Below are 15,639 nucleotides of genomic sequence, written 5' to 3' on the forward strand. Positions count from 1 at the left end.
TCTCCCTCTCAGAACTTGAAGCCGCGATGCAGGGCGACAATCCCACCGGTCAGGTTGAAATAGGTGACGTTTTCAAAACCGGCGTTGCCCATCATGCCTTTCAGGGTTTCCTGATCGGGGTGCATACGGATCGATTCCGCCAGGTAACGGTAACTGTCCGGATCTTTCACCACCAGCTCGCCGATCTTCGGCAACACATGGAAGGAGTAGGCATCATAAGCCTTGCTCAGCGGAGCCAGCAGCGGCTTGGAGAATTCCAGCACCAACAGGCGCCCGCCCGGCTTCAGCACGCGGAACATCGAGCGCAGCGCTTTGTCTTTGTCGGTCACGTTACGCAGGCCAAAGGAGATGGTGATGCAATCGAAGTAGTTATCTGGGAACGGCAACGCCTCGGCGTTGGCCTGCACGTAATTGATATTGCCGACGATGCCGCGATCGCGCAGCTTCTCGCGCCCCATCTTCAGCATCGAATCGTTGATGTCCGCCAGCACCACCTGCCCCTGCTCGCCGACCATGCGGGAGAACTTGGCCGCCAGGTCGCCGGTACCGCCGGCCAGATCCAGCACGCGCTGCCCACGGCGCACGCCGCTGCAGTCAATGGTGAAACGCTTCCAGATACGGTGGATGCCGAACGACATCAGGTCGTTCATCACGTCATACTTTGCCGCTACCGAATGAAAAACGTCCGCCACCATGGCCTGTTTTTCGTCTCTAGCGACGGTGCGAAAACCGAAATCGGTGGTTTCCTGCGGTTGATCTGCCATTGTCCTGCCTGCTATTCAGTCAATTTTGTGTTGATGAGTGTACCAGAAGCCTGGGGAATACCCCACCTCGCCACGGCCTCAGCCGTGCGAAACGAAGCCCGGCTCCCCGGCGGTATCGTCATCGTCTTTCGTCTGCGGCAGCGCGGCGACATCATCGTCGTTCGCCTCTTCCGCGTCATCGTGTTGCGCGCCGGCTTGCTGCGCCAGCAGCGGGTTGATCGGCCGTTTGACCTCAACCCCCAGCGCGCGGAAACCTTCAATTTGGCCGATAAGATTACCACGGCCTTCGCTCAGTTTGTTCATCGCCTGACGATAACTGCCCTGCGCCTTGTCCAGGCTCTGCCCCAGCGCGGACATATCGTCCACGAACAGCCGCATCTTGTCATACAGTTTCGCCGCGCGATCGGCGATGCGCTGGGCATTTTGGCTCTGATGCTCATAACGCCACAGGTTGGTGATGGTACGCAGCGCCACCAGCAGCGTGGTCGGGCTGACCAGCATGATGTTGTGCTTGAGCGCTTCGCTGATCAACTCCGGCTCGCGATCGATAGCCAGCAGGAAGGCGGGCTCGACCGGAATGAACATCAGCACATAGTCCAGCGAGCGCAGCCCCGGCAGTTGCTGATAGTCCTTGCGGCCCAGCATGCGGATGTGGCCGCGCAGCGAGGCGATATGTTCGCTCAGCGCCGCCTCGCGCTCCGCCTCATCCTCGCCGTTGAAATAGCGCTCGTAGGCGATCAGCGACATCTTGGCGTCGATCACCACATCCTTGCCCTGCGGCAGGCGTACGATCACATCGGGCTGCATGCGGCTCTGGTGATCCACCCGCACGTTGACCTGCGTTTCATACTCATGCCCTTCGCGCAGGCCAGAGGCTTCCAGCACCCGGCTCAGCACCACCTCGCCCCAGTTGCCCTGCGTTTTGTTGTCACCTTTCAGCGCCTTGGTGAGGTTGATCGCCTCGCGCGCCATCTGCGCGTTCAACTGCTGCAGATTGCGTATCTCGTGCGTCAGCGTGTGGCGCTCCCGCGCCTCCTGGCCAAAGCTGTCCTGAACCTGGCGGCGGAAACCGTCCAGCTGTTCGCGCAGCGGCAGCAGTAAACGATCCAGGCTTTGCTTATTTTGCTCGTCCACCTTGCGGCCGCTGTGTTCAAAAATGCGGTTGGCGAGATTTTCAAACTGGGTGGTGAGGCGCTGTTCGCTGTTGATCAGCAGGCGTTGCTTCTCCTCCGCCGCCATACGCGTCTCTTCCAGACGGATGGTGACTTCGCGCAGCTCGGCCTCCTGCGCGCTGTTAACCTCGCGCTGGGCGCGCAGCTCCTGATTGAGCAGTTCGCATTCGTTGCGCCAATGATTGAGCTGTTGCAGCTTCTCATGTCCGGCCGCCAGCTGGCTGTGCAGGTTGCGCAGCTCCAGCTCGCTCTGGCGCAACTGCTGCTCGTGGCGCTGCAGGGTATCCTGCCGCACGGCCGTTTCCTGCTGCGCCTGCTGCAATGCTTGCTCCAGCAACCGCAGTTCGGTTTCATGTTGCGCATTCGTCTGCTGCACCCGCAGACTGGCGATCAGCCACCCCAACAGCATGCCGATCGCGACGCCGCCAATCCCATAAATCAGACTGGTATCCACCCTGCCTCCTGTTGCACCTTGCCGTTCCGGCGTTTCGCACGCCCATTGCCCGTCACGTTAAGGGGAGGCTGTATGGATGTCCAGCCTGATTTTGCCCGCCGCGCACAATATTGCGCGGCGCTACGCAATTTAGCGAGAAATCAGCCCAGCCACTGGCTGAGCCACTTGATGCCGAATGCCCCCGGCGCCAGAATGCCGAACGCCCAGATCATCGCCGACGTGACGTTGGCCAGTTGGAAATAGCGCTGCGGCATGCCGCAAATGCCGCCCACCAGCGGCACCACGGCGCGCAGCGGGCCGAAAAAGCGGCCGATGAAAATGCCCAGCACGCCCCAGCGCTCAAAGAAGGCATGGCCGCGCGCCAGCAGCTGCGGATTGCGCGACAGTGGCCACATATGGGCCACGCGATCCTGATAGTGATAGCCGATCCAGTAAGAGAGCCAGTCGCCGAAAAACGCCCCGGCGGCGGCGGCGGCCCAAATCGGCCAAAAGGCGATGCCGCTTTCGCCGATCAGCGCGCCCAGCGCCAGCAGGATCACCGTGGCCGGCAGCAGCAGCGACAAAAACGCCAGCGACTCACCGAACGCCAGGAAGAAGATGATGGGAATGGCCCAGCCTTCGTGCTGACGCACGACGTCGCTGACCCAGTTGATAACGTCATTGAGGCTCAATGCAGGGCTCCTGATACGCGATGGTTCGCCGCCTAGGATAAGCCGGGGCGAGTTAAACCCCGGCTAAACACGCGGTAATTTACTCGAGGTAAAACGCCTGCAGCGCTTCGCGCTGGGCCGCGCCCAGGCCGTATTCCGCTTCCAGCCAGCGGTCAGTGGAGCCGTATTGCTGACGGATGCAGCCCAGCGCCGTCATCAGGAACTCCTCGCGCGCGCTGAGCACGTAGGCGAATTGCTCCAGCGCCGCCGCATTCAGCTTGATAGACAGCTGATCCAGCATCTGCTCGCGGAAAGTGGCCAGCGTGGTTTCAGTCAGCAGATAGTCTTCCAGCACCGTCGCTTCGTCGGCGCCCAGCGCGAACAGCACCAGCGCCGAACCGACGCCAGTGCGATCCTTGCCGACCGCGCAGTGCTGCACGATCGCGCCGCCGCCAGGGTTGCTCAACAGCTGCGCCAGCCGCTGATAGGCCGCATTGCCGAACGGCAGGCGGCGATACAGCTCCAGCATGAACGCCCGGGCGTCGAAAGCGGCCAGCGTTTCGTTGGTGAGCTTTTCCAGGTTGGCGTTAACTTCGCTGCTCAGCGGGTTAGCCGGCACGTGGTGATAGTCGGCGCCATTCCACAGAATATCCGGTTTGGCCTGCACCTCGTCGGCATCGCGGTAGTCCAGCACGGAACGTACCGGCACTCCAGCGAGGAAAGTACAGTCGTTTTCCGTCAGCCGCTCGAGAGAACCGGAGCGGAACAGCAGGCCGCGTTTGATGCGGCGCCCGTCGGCCACGCCGTTGCCACCGAAGTCGCGGAAATTGATGCCACCGTCGAGCGGCGCAAGCGAAGGATGAAGCAGGATCTGGGCGGTCATAAACGTCCTCGTTGTTTTTGTTATGACAACGCGCGGCAGCCATCGGCGCAGCGCTGAGGAGTATCACCGTAACAGATTCGCCGCGAATGGAAAAACGGGCCGCGTCAGCGGCCCGTTCAGTTCGTTGACAAAGGAGGAAAAAACGCGGTTTTTCCTCCTTTGTGGTCATCAGCCGAAAATCAATGAATTGATTTTCCCTGTTTGTTATCCGCAGCTCTTTGCAAACCCGGCAATGGCATGAGGTTTGTCATCAACCTCAACGGGCCGCGTCAGCGGCCCGTTGAGGGAAGGTGATTACAGCAGACGGCGGGCGGCATCCACCACGATCTGCACCGCTTTGCTTTCCGTGTTTTTCATGGTTTCGGCGTTCGGGATCTCTTGCTGGGTGCGGTTAACGATCACCCCAGCCACCATGCCGGCGCGCAGGCCCTGGCTGGCGCACATGGTCAGCAGCGTGGCGGATTCCATTTCATAGTTCATCACGCCCATCGCCTGCCACTCTTCCATCGAGCCTTTAAAACGGCTGACCACGCGGCCGGAGTAGGTGTCGTAACGTTCCTGGCCCGGGTAGAAAGTATCGGAAGAGGCGGTCACGCCAATGTGGGTGGTCGCGCCGCTGGCCTTGGCCGCTTCCACCAGCGCAGTGGTGCAGGCGAAGTCCGCGACCGCCGGAAACTCCATCGGCGCAAAGTGCAGGCTGGCACCGTCGAGGCGTACCGCCGCCGTAGTCACCAGCACGTCACCGACGTTGATATTGGCCTGAATGGCGCCGGTGGTGCCGATGCGCAGGAAGGTGCGAATGCCCAGCTGCGCCAGCTCTTCCACCGCGATAGAGGTAGACGGGCCGCCGATACCGGTGGAGCAGACGATCACCGCCTTGCCGTCCAGCTCTGCGCGCCAGGTGGTGAATTCACGATGGGAGGCCAGATGCACCGGATTTTCCATCAGCTTGGCAATCTTCTCTACGCGCTGCGGATCGCCCGGCACGATGGCAAGCTGGGCCCCTTGTAAATCGTTCTTGGTGAGGCCGAGATGAAAAACATCAGACTGAGACATACGAGACTCCTCATGGATCATGTTTATTGGGAGGAACAAAAAAGCACTCTACTGAAAATCGCCGCTTAATTTCGTGACGATAGTCACTATGAAAAGAGAAACAAATCACATGCTACATATTTTTTGTGATTTTTATCACGAAAAAAATCACTATGACGCATCCAGAACGCACCGCTAAATCTCAGTCTAGCCGACAAACCTTGCCGCTCCCTGCCCGTTGGTTGCCGACTGAAACTATTTAGCTCATCAATTCGAAATACCCCCATCTTATCGGTTGCTTAGGGACAAAAAAGCCCTCTAACGCACCTTATGGCACTTACGTGGGCCAAAACGCGTAATAACATGATAAAAAGCGCTTAAAAATGCCGCAAAGCCAGATAATTAGCCGTTTTTTATCGACTTGTCCGAAAGTGCGCCACGCAGCGCCAATAATGGGTAATCTTTCCTATAGTTAATCTCAGCGCTTTTTTCTATTGCACGGAGACCGCAATGAAAACCGAACATGTGATGACATTAGAACAGGCTCAGGGGGGATTCGCCCCGGCCGCCGCGCCGTTGGCCGCCTCCGCGATTATCACCGACGAACAGGGCATTCACGCCGGGCAAACGACCATCCCTTCTCAGGGCGACGCGCTGCCGGCCTATGTCGCCAAACCCGCCGACCATAACGGCCCCTTCCCCATCGTGCTGGTGGTACAGGAAATCTTCGGCGTCCATGAGCACATTCAGGATCTGTGCCGTCGCCTGGCCAAGCAGGGCTATCTGGCAATCGCGCCCGAGCTCTATTTCCGTCAGGGCGACGCCAACGACTACACCGATATCGGCGAACTGTTCCAGCAGTTGGTGACCAAGGTGCCGGATCGTCAGGTGCTGTCGGATCTGGATCACGCCGCGCACTGGGCTATCCGCCACGGCGGCGACGCCGGCAAGCTGGCGATCACCGGTTTCTGCTGGGGCGGCCGCATTACCTGGCTGTACGCGGCGCACAACCCGCAGTTGAAGGCGGCGGTCGCCTGGTACGGCAAACTGGTCGGCGAGAAAACGCTGAATTCACCGAAGCATCCGGTCGATGTCGCCACCCACCTGTCAACGCCGGTGCTGGGGCTGTATGGCGGGCAGGACAGCGGCATTCCGCTGGAGACGGTGGAAACCATGCGTCAGGCGATCCGCGCCGCCAACGCCGAGGCCGAAATCGTGGTATATCCTGGCGTCGGGCACGCATTCAACGCCGACTATCGCCCCAGCTACAACGCCGAAGCGGCGGAGGACGGCTGGCAGCGCATGCTGGCGTGGTTCGCCCAGCACGGCGTCAAATAATTTCCCGCTCATAAAAAAGGGCGCCGAAGCGCCCAATCATCACACCAGTAAATCTATAAGCGGCGGTTTACCCGCCGCACGGCATCACGCGTGCTCGCGTAGGCGCTGCGCCGCCAATACCATGTTGGCCAGCGACTGCCGGGTTTCCGGCCAGCCACGGGTTTTCAGGCCGCAATCCGGATTGACCCACAGACGTTCCGCCGGGATGTTCTGCGCCGCTTTACGCAGCAACGCTTCAATCCATTCCACGCTCGGTACGTTCGGCGAGTGGATATCGTAGACACCCGGCCCGATTTCGTTCGGGTATTCGAACTCTTTGAAGGCTTCCAGCAGATCCATATCGGAACGCGAGGTCTCGATAGTGATCACATCGGCGTCCAGCGCGGCGATGGAGTCCATGATGTCGTTGAACTCGCAGTAACACATGTGGGTGTGGATCTGGGTGTCATCCTGCGCCACGGCGGCGTTCAATTTGAAGGCGTCCACCGCCCAGTTCAGGTAGGCGGCCCAGTCGGATTGGCGCAGCGGTAGCCCCTCGCGCAGCGCAGGCTCGTCGATCTGGATGATGCCGATACCGGCTTTTTCCAGATCTTCCACCTCGTCGCGCAGCGCCAGCGCAATCTGCTTGGCGATCACTTCGCGGGTCACGTCTTCACGCGGGAACGACCAGCACAGGATGGTCACCGGCCCGGTCAACATGCCTTTTACCGGCTTGTCGGTCAGCGACTGGGCGAATTTGGCCCATTCGACGGTGATGGCTTCCGGGCGGCTGACGTCACCGATGATGACCGGCGGCTTCACGCAGCGGGAGCCGTAGCTCTGCACCCAGCCATTCTGGGTAAACACGAAGCCGTCCAGGTTCTCGCCGAAATATTCCACCATGTCATTGCGCTCGGCTTCACCGTGCACCAGTACGTCAAGCCCGAGGCGCTCCTGCTCGACGATCGCCTGTTTGATGTGCTCACCGATGCTGGTGCGGTAGTTGTTGCCGTCCAAACGGCCCTGTTTGAAGTCCAGACGCAGGCCGCGGATCTCGGTGGTCTGCGGGAACGAACCGATGGTGGTGGTCGGCCAGGCCGGCAGGTTGAAACGCTCGCGCTGCGCCCTGGCGCGCTCGGCGTAAGCGCTGTGGCGTTCGCTGTCCTGCGCGGTGATCGCGGCCAGCCGGCGCTCAACCTGTGGGTTATGCACGCGGCTCGACTGACGGCGGGCGCGGATCGGCGCGCTGTAGGCGTCCAGTTCAGCCTGTTTCGTCGTGTCAGGCGCGTTCAGCGCCGAGCTTAATAGCGCCAGCTCGGCGCATTTTTGCAGCGCGAAGGCGAACCAGCTTTTCACTTCTTCGTCCAGACGGCTTTCCACGCTCAGGTCGATCGGACTGTGCAGCAGTGAACAGGAGGAGCCAATCCACAGCGGGCGGGTGCCCACCAGCGGCTGCAGACGTTCAAACCAGCGGCTCAGATCGGCGCGCCAAACGTTGCGGCCGTTGATCACCCCCAGCGACAGCAGCCAGTCTTGCGGCAATGCGGCGCTCAGCGTGGCGATATCGTCATGACCGGCGACCAGATCGACATGCAGCCCCTGCACCGGCAGCGTGCGAATGGTGTCGAGGTTGTGGCCTACGCTGTCGAAATACGTGGTCAACAGCAGCTTCACCTGCCCCTGCAGCGCGTCGTAAGCCGGTTTGAACGCGTCCAGCCAGGCTTGCGGCAGCTCCAGCACCAGCGCAGGCTCGTCAATTTGCACCCACTCGACGCCGCGCTTCGCCAGCTCGGCCAGCACCTGCTGGTAAACCGGCAGGATCTCTTTCAGCAGCGACAGGCGGTCGAACGGCTCGCCCTTCACTTTCCCTAACCACAGATAAGTCACCGGGCCAAGCAGCACCGGCTTGATGCGATGGCCGAGCGCCAGCGCTTCATCCACTTCGTCCAACAGCTGAGTCCAGCCCAGTTTGAACTGCTGGCCTTGCTGGAATTCGGGCACCATGTAGTGATAGTTGGTGTTAAACCATTTGGTCATTTCCGCCGCGGCCGCCGGCTCGCCGGTCGGTGCGCGGCCACGGCCGATGCGGAACAGCGTGTCCAGATCAATAGAGCCATTCGCATTCTGATGGCGCGCCGGCACGTTGCCCAGCAGCAGGCTGGTGGTCAACACATGATCGTACCAGGCGAAATCGCCGACCGGCACCAAATCCACCCCGGCCTGCTGTTGCTGTTGCCAATGACGAGCGCGCAGCTCGCGGCCAACCGCCAACAGCTCTTCCTGCGTTGAGTTGCCTGCCCAGTAGCTTTCCTGAGCTTTTTTCAGCTCACGTCGTAGCCCAACGCGAGGAAAACCCAGTGTGTGATTCAAAATTGCCATCGTCATATTCCCCATTTAGCCGTCCAGATGTTTACACATCCATAATCAGCAGGTACTGTATTAACCACAAGCGCAATTTATTCACTGTCAATGTGAAGGACTCTCATGATCGAACTGAAACATTTACGGACGCTGCAGGCCCTGCGCAACAGCGGTTCGCTGGCGGGGGCGGCGGCCCAACTTCACCAGACGCAGTCTGCCCTGTCGCACCAGTTCAGCGATCTTGAGCAACGTCTGGGCTTCAAGCTGTTCGTACGCAAGAGCCAGCCCTTGCGCTTCACCGCCCAGGGCGAGATCCTGCTGCAGCTGGCGGAGCAGGTCCTCCCGCAGATCCAACAGGCGCTGCAGGCCTGCCACGAGCCGCATCAGACCACGCTGCGCATCGCCATCGAATGCCACAGCTGCATTCAGTGGCTGACGCCGGCGCTGGACAACTTCCGCCAGCGTTTCCCGCAGGTGGTGATGGACTTCACCTCCGGCGTCACTTTCGATCCGCAGCCGGCCCTGCAACAGGGCGAGCTGGATCTGGTGATGACGTCGGATATTCTGCCGCGCAGCGGCCTGCACTATTCGCCGATGTTCGATTTCGAGGTGCGTCTGGTGCTGGCGCCGGATCATCCGCTCGCCGGCAAGCCGCATATCGAGCCGGAAGACTTGAGCGATGAAACACTGTTGATTTACCCGGTGCAGCGCCAACGGCTGGATATCTGGCGGCATTTCCTGCAGCCGGCGGGCGTCAACCCGGCATTGAAGAACGTCGATAACACGCTGCTGCTGATCCAGATGGTATCGGCGCGGATGGGGATTGCGGCGCTGCCGCACTGGGTGGTGGAGAGTTTCGAACGGCAGGGGCTGGTGGTGACCAAAACCCTGGGTGACGGCCTGTGGAGCCGCCTGTACGCCGCCGTGCGCGACGGTGAACAGCGCCAGGCGGTGACCGAAGCCTTTATCCGCTCGGCCCGCCAGCACGCCTGCGATCATCTGCCGTTCGTGCGCGACGCCGCACGCCCTGGCGCGACCGGCGCCAAAGCGTTGGCGGCCGGCGTATAAACTGCCGGCCCCCGTTTAGCCGAGCTGCTTCGGCGCCACCCAGCGTCGATGCACCCACAGTGAAGCGACGATCACCGCCCCGCCGATGATAAAGCTCGGCCAGTGCGGCTGCTGCTGCCAGATGGCCAGGTTGACCAGCAGCCCGGCCGGCACATGCATGTTGTTCATGATGCCGAGCGTGCCGGCATCGACCTGCGTCGCGCCATAGTTCCACATGAAGTAACCCAGTCCCGACGCCACCACGCCCAGCCAGATCAGCACGCCCCACTGCAGGTTGGTGGTTGGCAGCTGCTGCGGGTTACCCCACAGGAACCAGGCCACCACCGCCACCACCGCCGCCCCCAGGTAGAACCAGGAAAAGGCGGTGTGCTGCGGCAAGGGGTGCACTTCCATCAGGCGCTTATAGCCGACCATGCCGATGGCGAAGCTGATATTCGCCGCCTGCACCAACAGCAGCCCCCACCAGAAGTGTTCACTCAGTTGGTGATAGCGAATGATCGCCGCGCCCAGCACCGCCAGCAGCGCGCTGAAGACGTAGCCCCAACGCAGGCGTCGGCCGCTCAGCAAGTCGTAGATCAACGTGATATACAACGGCGTCAACACGGTGAACAGCAGGAATTCGGGTACCGTCAGGTAGAGATAGGCGCGGAAGCTGAACAGGTACATGATGCCCAGCTGGAAGGCCCCCACCAGCATATATAGCAGGATCACCTTGAGTTTGATGTTGCGCCAACGCAGAAACGGCAGAAACACCAGCGCCGCCAGCCCGATGCGCACCAGCGCCGAGAATCCGCTGTCGACGTGGCCCGCCAGGTACTCGCCAATCAGGCTGAAAGAAAATGCCCACAGAATGGTGGTTATAACCAAAAGCAGCACGATGGGTTCACCCTAAAAAGACCGAAAGGGCGATTGTAACGGAAGATGGACGCCTAAGGGGATGAAAGGCAGTTTACATCTGAACAAAAGACAAACTACCGGCAAAATTTCACCGCTGGGTTAGGCTTAATAAAAAGGCGAGGTAACCATCATGAAAACGTCTCACATTCTGTTCGCTCTGCTGTTGCTGCCTGGGTTGGCGGCGGCGGCCAACGGCGTAACCGACCTGCGCTCACAGCAGCAGTTACTCAACCAAAACAACCAGCAAGCGCAGCAACAGCGCTTGTTGAACAACCGGCAGATGGATCAACGCCGCCTGCAGCAACAGCGGCAGTTCGACAATCAGCGGCAACAGCTGATGCAAACCACGCCGAACGGCGGGCAGTTGCTGCCTAACGGCAACCAGCCGCGCGATCCGTTCAATCGCACCGCACCGGCGGTGCCGCAGGCGCCGATGCCGGCTACGCCCGCACGCCCATAACGGTGAGGATCAGCGGCGTGGTGATCGCCGCCAGCACGGTGGACATCACCAGGCTGGTGGCGGCCGGGCCGGTGAGCGTATTGAACTGGCGCGACATCAGGTAGACGTTCACCCCCACCGCCATCGATCCAAGTAGCACAACAACGCGGGTTTCCATCGGCGGCAGATCCATCATCCAGGCCAGCAGCCAAATCACTAGCGGCTGCACCAGCAACTTCAGCACGCAGATGGCGCTGCTCAGCTGCCAGCCTTCGCTGATGCGGTACTCGGCAAGCCCCATGCCAAGCACCACCAGCGACAGCGGCGCCGCCACCTGGCCGAGCATGCTGACCGGTCGATCGACGAAGTCCGGCAGCGGCAAGCCGGTCAGGCTAAACAGCGTGCCGGACAAAATGCCGACGATCAGCGGGTTGGTCAGCACGCTGCGCGCGGTTTTAGCGAAACCACTCAACGTCGGCGAGCCGTTGCGCGCCCATTCGATCGACACCGTCACCAGCGTCCACAGGATCAGGCCGTTGAACACCAGCACCAGCGCCACCGACGGGATCGCCGCCTGCCCCAGCATTACGCTGGCGATAGGTAAACCGAGCATCACGTTATTGGAGAAAATACCGCCTAACGCAAACACCGATCCGGCGACGCCATCCAACCGGAAGAGGTGCCGGGCGACCAGGCGGCCAAGCACAAATACGATCAGGCAACTGCCAAAGAACGCGATCAGCAGCCGGGCGTCGACCGCCGGGCGCTGCGAGAAGTCGCACATCATGCGAAACAGCATGGCGGGCAAGGCGAGGGAAAACACGAAGCGCGTCAGGCCATCGGTGATGCTGGAGGGCCATTTCCCCCAGCGAATCAGCCCATAACCCAATGCGATCAGGACGAACAGCGGTAAAGACAGCACGATCTGGTGCCACAGTGACAGGATAAAGCCAGGCATCGCATTCCTTCCGGTGGTGCGGCGGCAAGGCTTGTCGTCGCGGGATTCATCGGCGCCGGATTAAAAAGCCGGGCCAATCAAATCTATCCGGTCGGTGCAAATGCAGTCAACGCCCCAGTCGAGCAGCAGGCGCGCGCGATCCGGTTGGTTGACGGTATACACCAAAATACGCAGCCCGGCGTCTTTCAACGCTTTCACCCGCTCGGCGGTCAGCACTTTGTGGTCGATATGCAGCGAGACGCAGTCCAAGCGTTCGGTCAGCTCGCGCCAGTTGTCGTCCCAGGCCTCCAGCAGCAGGCCGCGCGGCAAATCCGGCACGGTGCGCTGCGCCGCCGCCAGCGCTTCTACCGAGAAGGAAGAAAGCAGCGGATCGGTCTGCCCTTGCCACAGCAACCGCGCCGCCAGCGCCACCACCCGGCCGGTTTCATCGTCGCTGCCGGTGGTCGGTTTGATCTCGATATTGGCCATCAGGCCGTGTTCCCGGCAGCGTTCCGCCACCTCCGACAGCAGCGGCAACCGCTCGCCCTTGAAGGCCGAGCTGTACCAGTTGCCGGCGTCCAGCTGCACCAGTTTGTCCCACGGCAGCTCGCCCGCCACGCCCCAACCGTTGCTGGTGCGATCCAGCGTGTCGTCGTGCAGCAGGAAAATTTGCCCGTCCTGCGCCAGCTTGGCGTCGAACTCGATCATCTTGTGGCCGTGGCGCGCGCCGACGTCGATCGCCGCCAGGGTGTTTTCCGGCGCCAGAGAACCGCCGCCGCGGTGGGCAACGATATGAGGGTAAGGCCAGGGTCTCGTCATCAATCCATCCGTAATCCGCTGTGGGTGTCAAAGAAGTGCAGCGCCTGAGCAGGCAGCTGCAAATATAGCGTACTGCCCGCCGTCGGCAAGGTTTCATGCGACAGCCGCGCGATCACCCCGTGACCGCCCCACTGGCCGTGCGCCAGATTGTCGGCTCCCAGCAGTTCCAGCGTCTGCAGCTGCAGCGGCACGCCCTGGCCTTGCGCCACCAATTGAATATGCTCCGGCCGAATGCCCAGCGTCAACGGCCGCCCCGCCCACTGCGGCTTGGCCGCCGGCAACGGCAGCGTCATGCCGTCCGCCAACAGCAGCTGGCCGCCGTCGGCGCTCAGGGTGCCGGGCAGCAGGTTCATCGCCGGCGAGCCGATAAAGCCGGCGACGAACAGCGAAGCCGGCCGTTGGTACACTTCACTCGGGGTGCCGATCTGCTCCGCCACGCCCTTATTCATCACGATCACCCGCTGCGCCAGCGTCATCGCCTCCACCTGGTCGTGAGTCACGTACAGGCTGGTGGTTTTCAGACGGCGGTGCAGCTGTTGCAGCTCCAGGCGCATCTGCACCCGCAGCTTGGCGTCCAGGTTGGACAGCGGCTCATCGAACAGGAATACCGCCGGTTCGCGCACGATGGCGCGCCCCATCGCTACCCGCTGGCGCTGGCCGCCGGAAAGTTCGCGCGGTTTGCGCTTGAGCAGCGGCTCCAGCTCCAGGATGCGCGCCGCTTCCTCCACCCGCTGGCGGATATGTTCCTTGCTGAAACCGCGGATCTTGAGGCCGTAAGCCATGTTGTCGTACACGATCATGTGCGGATAGAGCGCGTAGTTCTGGAACACCATCGCGATGCCGCGATCCTTGGGCTCCAGATCGGTCACGCGCCGGGTATCGATATAGATATCGCCGCTGGTAGTGCGCTCCAGCCCGGCCACCATACGCAGCAGCGTAGATTTGCCGCAGCCGGACGGGCCGACCATCACGATGAATTCACCGTCCGCCACGTCGAGGTCGATCTGTTTGATCACCGGCGTTTTACCGTCGTAAGACTTGGTGACCGCCTGTAGTTTTAATCCTGCCATCGTCGTTATTTCTCGCTATCAACCAGACCGCGCACAAACCAGCGCTGCATCAGAAGCACCACCGCCAGCGGTGGCAATAAAGTTAGAATCATCGCCGCCATCACCTGGTTCCACTGGGTCGGCGCGCCGGAAGTGGAGATCATGCTCTTGATGCCCGCCACCGCGGTGCCCATCGAAGCGTCGCTGGTGATCAGGATCGGCCACAGATATTGGTTCCAACCGTAGATAAAGGTGATGACAAACAGCGCCGCCAGATTGGTTTTCGACAGCGGCAGCACGATGTCCCAGAAGAAACGCATCGGCCCGGCGCCGTCGATGCGCGCCGCCTCCAGCAGCTCATCCGGCAGCGTCATGAAGAACTGGCGCAGCAGGAAGGTCGCGGTGGCCGAGGCCATCAGCGGCAGCGTCAGGCCGGTGTAGCTGTCCAGCAGGTTGAGGTTGGAGATCACCTCCACCGTCGGGAAAATGCGCACTTCCACCGGCAACATCAGGGTGAGGAAAATCAGCCAGAAAAACAGGCTGCGCAGCGGGAAACGGAAATACACGATGGCGTAAGCCGACAGTACCGACACCGCGATTTTGCCGCAGGTGATCGCCAACGCCATGATCACGCTGTTGAGCAGCAGCAGCGAGAACGGCACCTTGAGGTTGCCCACGCCGCCCTGCCAGATATTGCGAATGTTCTCCCACAGGTGGCCGCCGGGCACCAGCGTCATCGGCACCTGAAACACCTGTTTGTCATCCAGCGTGGCGGCGACAAAGGCCACGTACAGCGGGAACAGCACCACCAGCACGCCGATAACCAGCATCACATGGCTGAAGATGTCCAGCCCGCGTCGATTCTCAATCATTGATAGCGCACCTTACGTTCAACGAAGCGGAACTGGATCACCGTCAGGCCGATCACCAACAGCATCAGGATCACCGACTGTGCGGCGGAGCTGGAGAGGTCCAGCCCGGCGAAGCCTTCGCGGTAGATCTTGTAGATCAACGTGGTGGTGGACTGCACCGGCCCGCCGCCGGTGGCGGCGTCGATCACCGGGAAGGTATCGAAGAAGGCGTACACCAGATTGACCACCAGCAGGAAGAAGCTCACCGGCGCGATCAGCGGCAGCACCAGATGGAAGAAGCGCCGCACCGGGCCGGCGCCGTCGATGGCTGCCGCTTCCACCAGCGAACGCGGGATAGACTGCAGCGCCGCGAGGAAAAACAGGAAGTTATAGCTTATCTGCTGCCATACCGAGGCCAGCACCACCAGGAACATCGCCTGGCCGCTGTTTTGCGCATGGTTCCAGTTATAGCCCAGCCCGTTGAGGAAATGGGTGATCAGCCCCAGGCCGGGGTTGAACAGAAAGATCCACAATACCGCCGCCACCGCCGGCGCCACCGCGTAGGGCAGGATCATCAGCGTGCGATAGAGGCGGCTGCCGCGCAGCACGTAGTCCACCAGCGCGGCGAAGAACAGCGAAACCGCCAGCCCGATGCCCGCCACCAGGAAGCTGAAGATCAGCGTGGTGTAGAACGAGTCGAGGTAGTAAGGATCCTGGAACAGCTGTTTAAAGTTATCCAGCCCGACAAACTGGCTGGATAGGCCGAACGGATCGAGGCTCTGCACCGAATACCACAGCGCTTCGCCGGCGGGCCATAAAAAGAAGACGGCGGTAATCAGCAGCTGCGGCAGCACCAACGCATAGGGCAACCAGCTGCAGCCGAAACCGGGACGGGAAGATGACATAGCAGTTAAACCATTGATCGGGTAAGGAAGGATCGGCG

The 15,639-nt window shown here is 61.1% G+C and carries 15 protein-coding genes; 3 read left to right on the forward strand and 12 right to left on the reverse strand.

What is annotated here, in order from left to right:
• Nucleotides 1-8: 8 nt before the first annotated feature.
• From ubiE to udp, 5 genes are all read right to left on the reverse strand, one after another.
• Nucleotides 9-764 (reverse strand): bifunctional demethylmenaquinone methyltransferase/2-methoxy-6-polyprenyl-1,4-benzoquinol methylase UbiE, encoded by a 756-nt coding sequence (gene ubiE, locus RE418_RS05070; RefSeq protein WP_025304918.1) that lies wholly within the window; start codon nt 762-764, stop codon nt 9-11.
• Between the two features lie 78 nt (nt 765-842).
• Nucleotides 843-2,390, reverse strand: coding sequence for a DNA recombination protein RmuC (gene rmuC, locus RE418_RS05075; protein ID WP_049209369.1), 1,548 nt, complete (start codon nt 2,388-2,390; stop codon nt 843-845).
• Nucleotides 2,391-2,530: 140 nt separating this feature from the next.
• Nucleotides 2,531-3,061, reverse strand: a complete 531-nt coding sequence (locus RE418_RS05080) for a DedA family protein (protein WP_004934438.1) — start codon at nt 3,059-3,061, stop codon at nt 2,531-2,533.
• 79 nt (nt 3,062-3,140) lie between these two features.
• Nucleotides 3,141-3,923 (reverse strand): tyrosine-protein phosphatase, encoded by a 783-nt coding sequence (locus RE418_RS05085; RefSeq protein WP_049209368.1) that lies wholly within the window; start codon nt 3,921-3,923, stop codon nt 3,141-3,143.
• A 294-nt stretch (nt 3,924-4,217) separates the two neighbouring features.
• A complete protein-coding gene (udp, locus tag RE418_RS05090) occupies nt 4,218-4,979 on the reverse strand; it encodes a uridine phosphorylase (RefSeq protein WP_004934432.1) in 762 nt (253 codons plus the stop codon).
• Between the two features lie 489 nt (nt 4,980-5,468).
• Between udp and RE418_RS05095 the strand changes: the two genes are divergently transcribed.
• Nucleotides 5,469-6,296 (forward strand): dienelactone hydrolase family protein, encoded by an 828-nt coding sequence (locus RE418_RS05095; protein ID WP_025304915.1) that lies wholly within the window; start codon nt 5,469-5,471, stop codon nt 6,294-6,296.
• A gap of 84 nt (nt 6,297-6,380) precedes the next feature.
• Here RE418_RS05095 and metE read toward each other — a convergent pair whose 3' ends face one another.
• Nucleotides 6,381-8,669: a 5-methyltetrahydropteroyltriglutamate--homocysteine S-methyltransferase gene (gene metE, locus RE418_RS05100; RefSeq protein ID WP_185958046.1), complete on the reverse strand. Its 2,289-nt coding sequence runs from the start codon at nt 8,667-8,669 to the stop codon at nt 6,381-6,383.
• A 90-nt stretch (nt 8,670-8,759) separates the two neighbouring features.
• On the opposite strand from metE, the gene metR reads away from it, so the two are divergent.
• The gene (gene metR / locus RE418_RS05105) at nt 8,760-9,704 is read left to right on the forward strand and encodes an HTH-type transcriptional regulator MetR (protein WP_016929455.1); all 945 of its coding nucleotides are present in this window, start codon (nt 8,760-8,762) and stop codon (nt 9,702-9,704) included.
• A 15-nt stretch (nt 9,705-9,719) separates the two neighbouring features.
• Here metR and RE418_RS05110 read toward each other — a convergent pair whose 3' ends face one another.
• Nucleotides 9,720-10,580, reverse strand: coding sequence for a carboxylate/amino acid/amine transporter (locus RE418_RS05110; RefSeq protein ID WP_025304913.1), 861 nt, complete (start codon nt 10,578-10,580; stop codon nt 9,720-9,722).
• A gap of 151 nt (nt 10,581-10,731) precedes the next feature.
• Between RE418_RS05110 and RE418_RS05115 the strand changes: the two genes are divergently transcribed.
• Nucleotides 10,732-11,061 (forward strand): hypothetical protein, encoded by a 330-nt coding sequence (locus RE418_RS05115; RefSeq protein WP_025304912.1) that lies wholly within the window; start codon nt 10,732-10,734, stop codon nt 11,059-11,061.
• Here RE418_RS05115 and RE418_RS05120 read toward each other — a convergent pair.
• Genes RE418_RS05120 through ugpA form a run of 5 tightly spaced genes read right to left on the reverse strand, consistent with a single transcriptional unit; the run spans nt 11,042 to nt 15,601 of the window.
• The gene (locus RE418_RS05120) at nt 11,042-11,998 is read right to left on the reverse strand and encodes an AEC family transporter (protein WP_025304911.1); all 957 of its coding nucleotides are present in this window, start codon (nt 11,996-11,998) and stop codon (nt 11,042-11,044) included. The two genes, RE418_RS05115 and RE418_RS05120, sit on opposite strands and share 20 nt — an antisense overlap.
• A gap of 60 nt (nt 11,999-12,058) precedes the next feature.
• Nucleotides 12,059-12,796, reverse strand: coding sequence for a glycerophosphodiester phosphodiesterase (gene ugpQ / locus RE418_RS05125; RefSeq protein ID WP_089181537.1), 738 nt, complete (start codon nt 12,794-12,796; stop codon nt 12,059-12,061).
• Nucleotides 12,796-13,866, reverse strand: a complete 1,071-nt coding sequence (locus tag RE418_RS05130) for a sn-glycerol-3-phosphate import ATP-binding protein UgpC (protein WP_399675894.1) — start codon at nt 13,864-13,866, stop codon at nt 12,796-12,798. Before RE418_RS05130 ends, ugpQ begins: the two co-directional genes overlap by 1 nt.
• A gap of 5 nt (nt 13,867-13,871) precedes the next feature.
• The gene (gene ugpE, locus RE418_RS05135) at nt 13,872-14,717 is read right to left on the reverse strand and encodes a sn-glycerol-3-phosphate ABC transporter permease UgpE (RefSeq protein WP_025304908.1); all 846 of its coding nucleotides are present in this window, start codon (nt 14,715-14,717) and stop codon (nt 13,872-13,874) included.
• Nucleotides 14,714-15,601 carry a sn-glycerol-3-phosphate ABC transporter permease UgpA gene (gene ugpA, locus RE418_RS05140; RefSeq protein ID WP_015376293.1) on the reverse strand — a complete coding sequence of 296 codons (888 nt, stop codon included), beginning with the start codon at nt 15,599-15,601 and terminating at the stop codon, nt 14,714-14,716. Before ugpA ends, ugpE begins: the two co-directional genes overlap by 4 nt.
• Nucleotides 15,602-15,639: the final 38 nt, after the last annotated feature.

The organism is Serratia sp. szju, assembly GCF_044594185.1.
In the GTDB taxonomy this organism is placed as follows: domain Bacteria; phylum Pseudomonadota; class Gammaproteobacteria; order Enterobacterales; family Enterobacteriaceae; genus Serratia; species Serratia bockelmannii.

Coding starts and splice junctions, on each gene's coding strand:
- RE418_RS05130 (WP_399675894.1), bottom strand. CDS start 13,866: ATGGCAGGATTAAAACTACAGGCGGTCACCAAGTCTTACGACGGTAAA.
- ugpE (WP_025304908.1), bottom strand. CDS start 14,717: ATGATTGAGAATCGACGCGGGCTGGACATCTTCAGCCATGTGATGCTG.
- RE418_RS05085 (WP_049209368.1), bottom strand. CDS start 3,923: ATGACCGCCCAGATCCTGCTTCATCCTTCGCTTGCGCCGCTCGACGGT.
- ugpA (WP_015376293.1), bottom strand. CDS start 15,601: ATGTCATCTTCCCGTCCCGGTTTCGGCTGCAGCTGGTTGCCCTATGCG.
- RE418_RS05120 (WP_025304911.1), bottom strand. CDS start 11,998: ATGCCTGGCTTTATCCTGTCACTGTGGCACCAGATCGTGCTGTCTTTA.
- metE (WP_185958046.1), bottom strand. CDS start 8,669: ATGGGGAATATGACGATGGCAATTTTGAATCACACACTGGGTTTTCCT.
- metR (WP_016929455.1), top strand. CDS start 8,760: ATGATCGAACTGAAACATTTACGGACGCTGCAGGCCCTGCGCAACAGC.
- udp (WP_004934432.1), bottom strand. CDS start 4,979: ATGTCTCAGTCTGATGTTTTTCATCTCGGCCTCACCAAGAACGATTTA.
- ugpQ (WP_089181537.1), bottom strand. CDS start 12,796: ATGACGAGACCCTGGCCTTACCCTCATATCGTTGCCCACCGCGGCGGC.
- ubiE (WP_025304918.1), bottom strand. CDS start 764: ATGGCAGATCAACCGCAGGAAACCACCGATTTCGGTTTTCGCACCGTC.
- RE418_RS05115 (WP_025304912.1), top strand. CDS start 10,732: ATGAAAACGTCTCACATTCTGTTCGCTCTGCTGTTGCTGCCTGGGTTG.
- RE418_RS05095 (WP_025304915.1), top strand. CDS start 5,469: ATGAAAACCGAACATGTGATGACATTAGAACAGGCTCAGGGGGGATTC.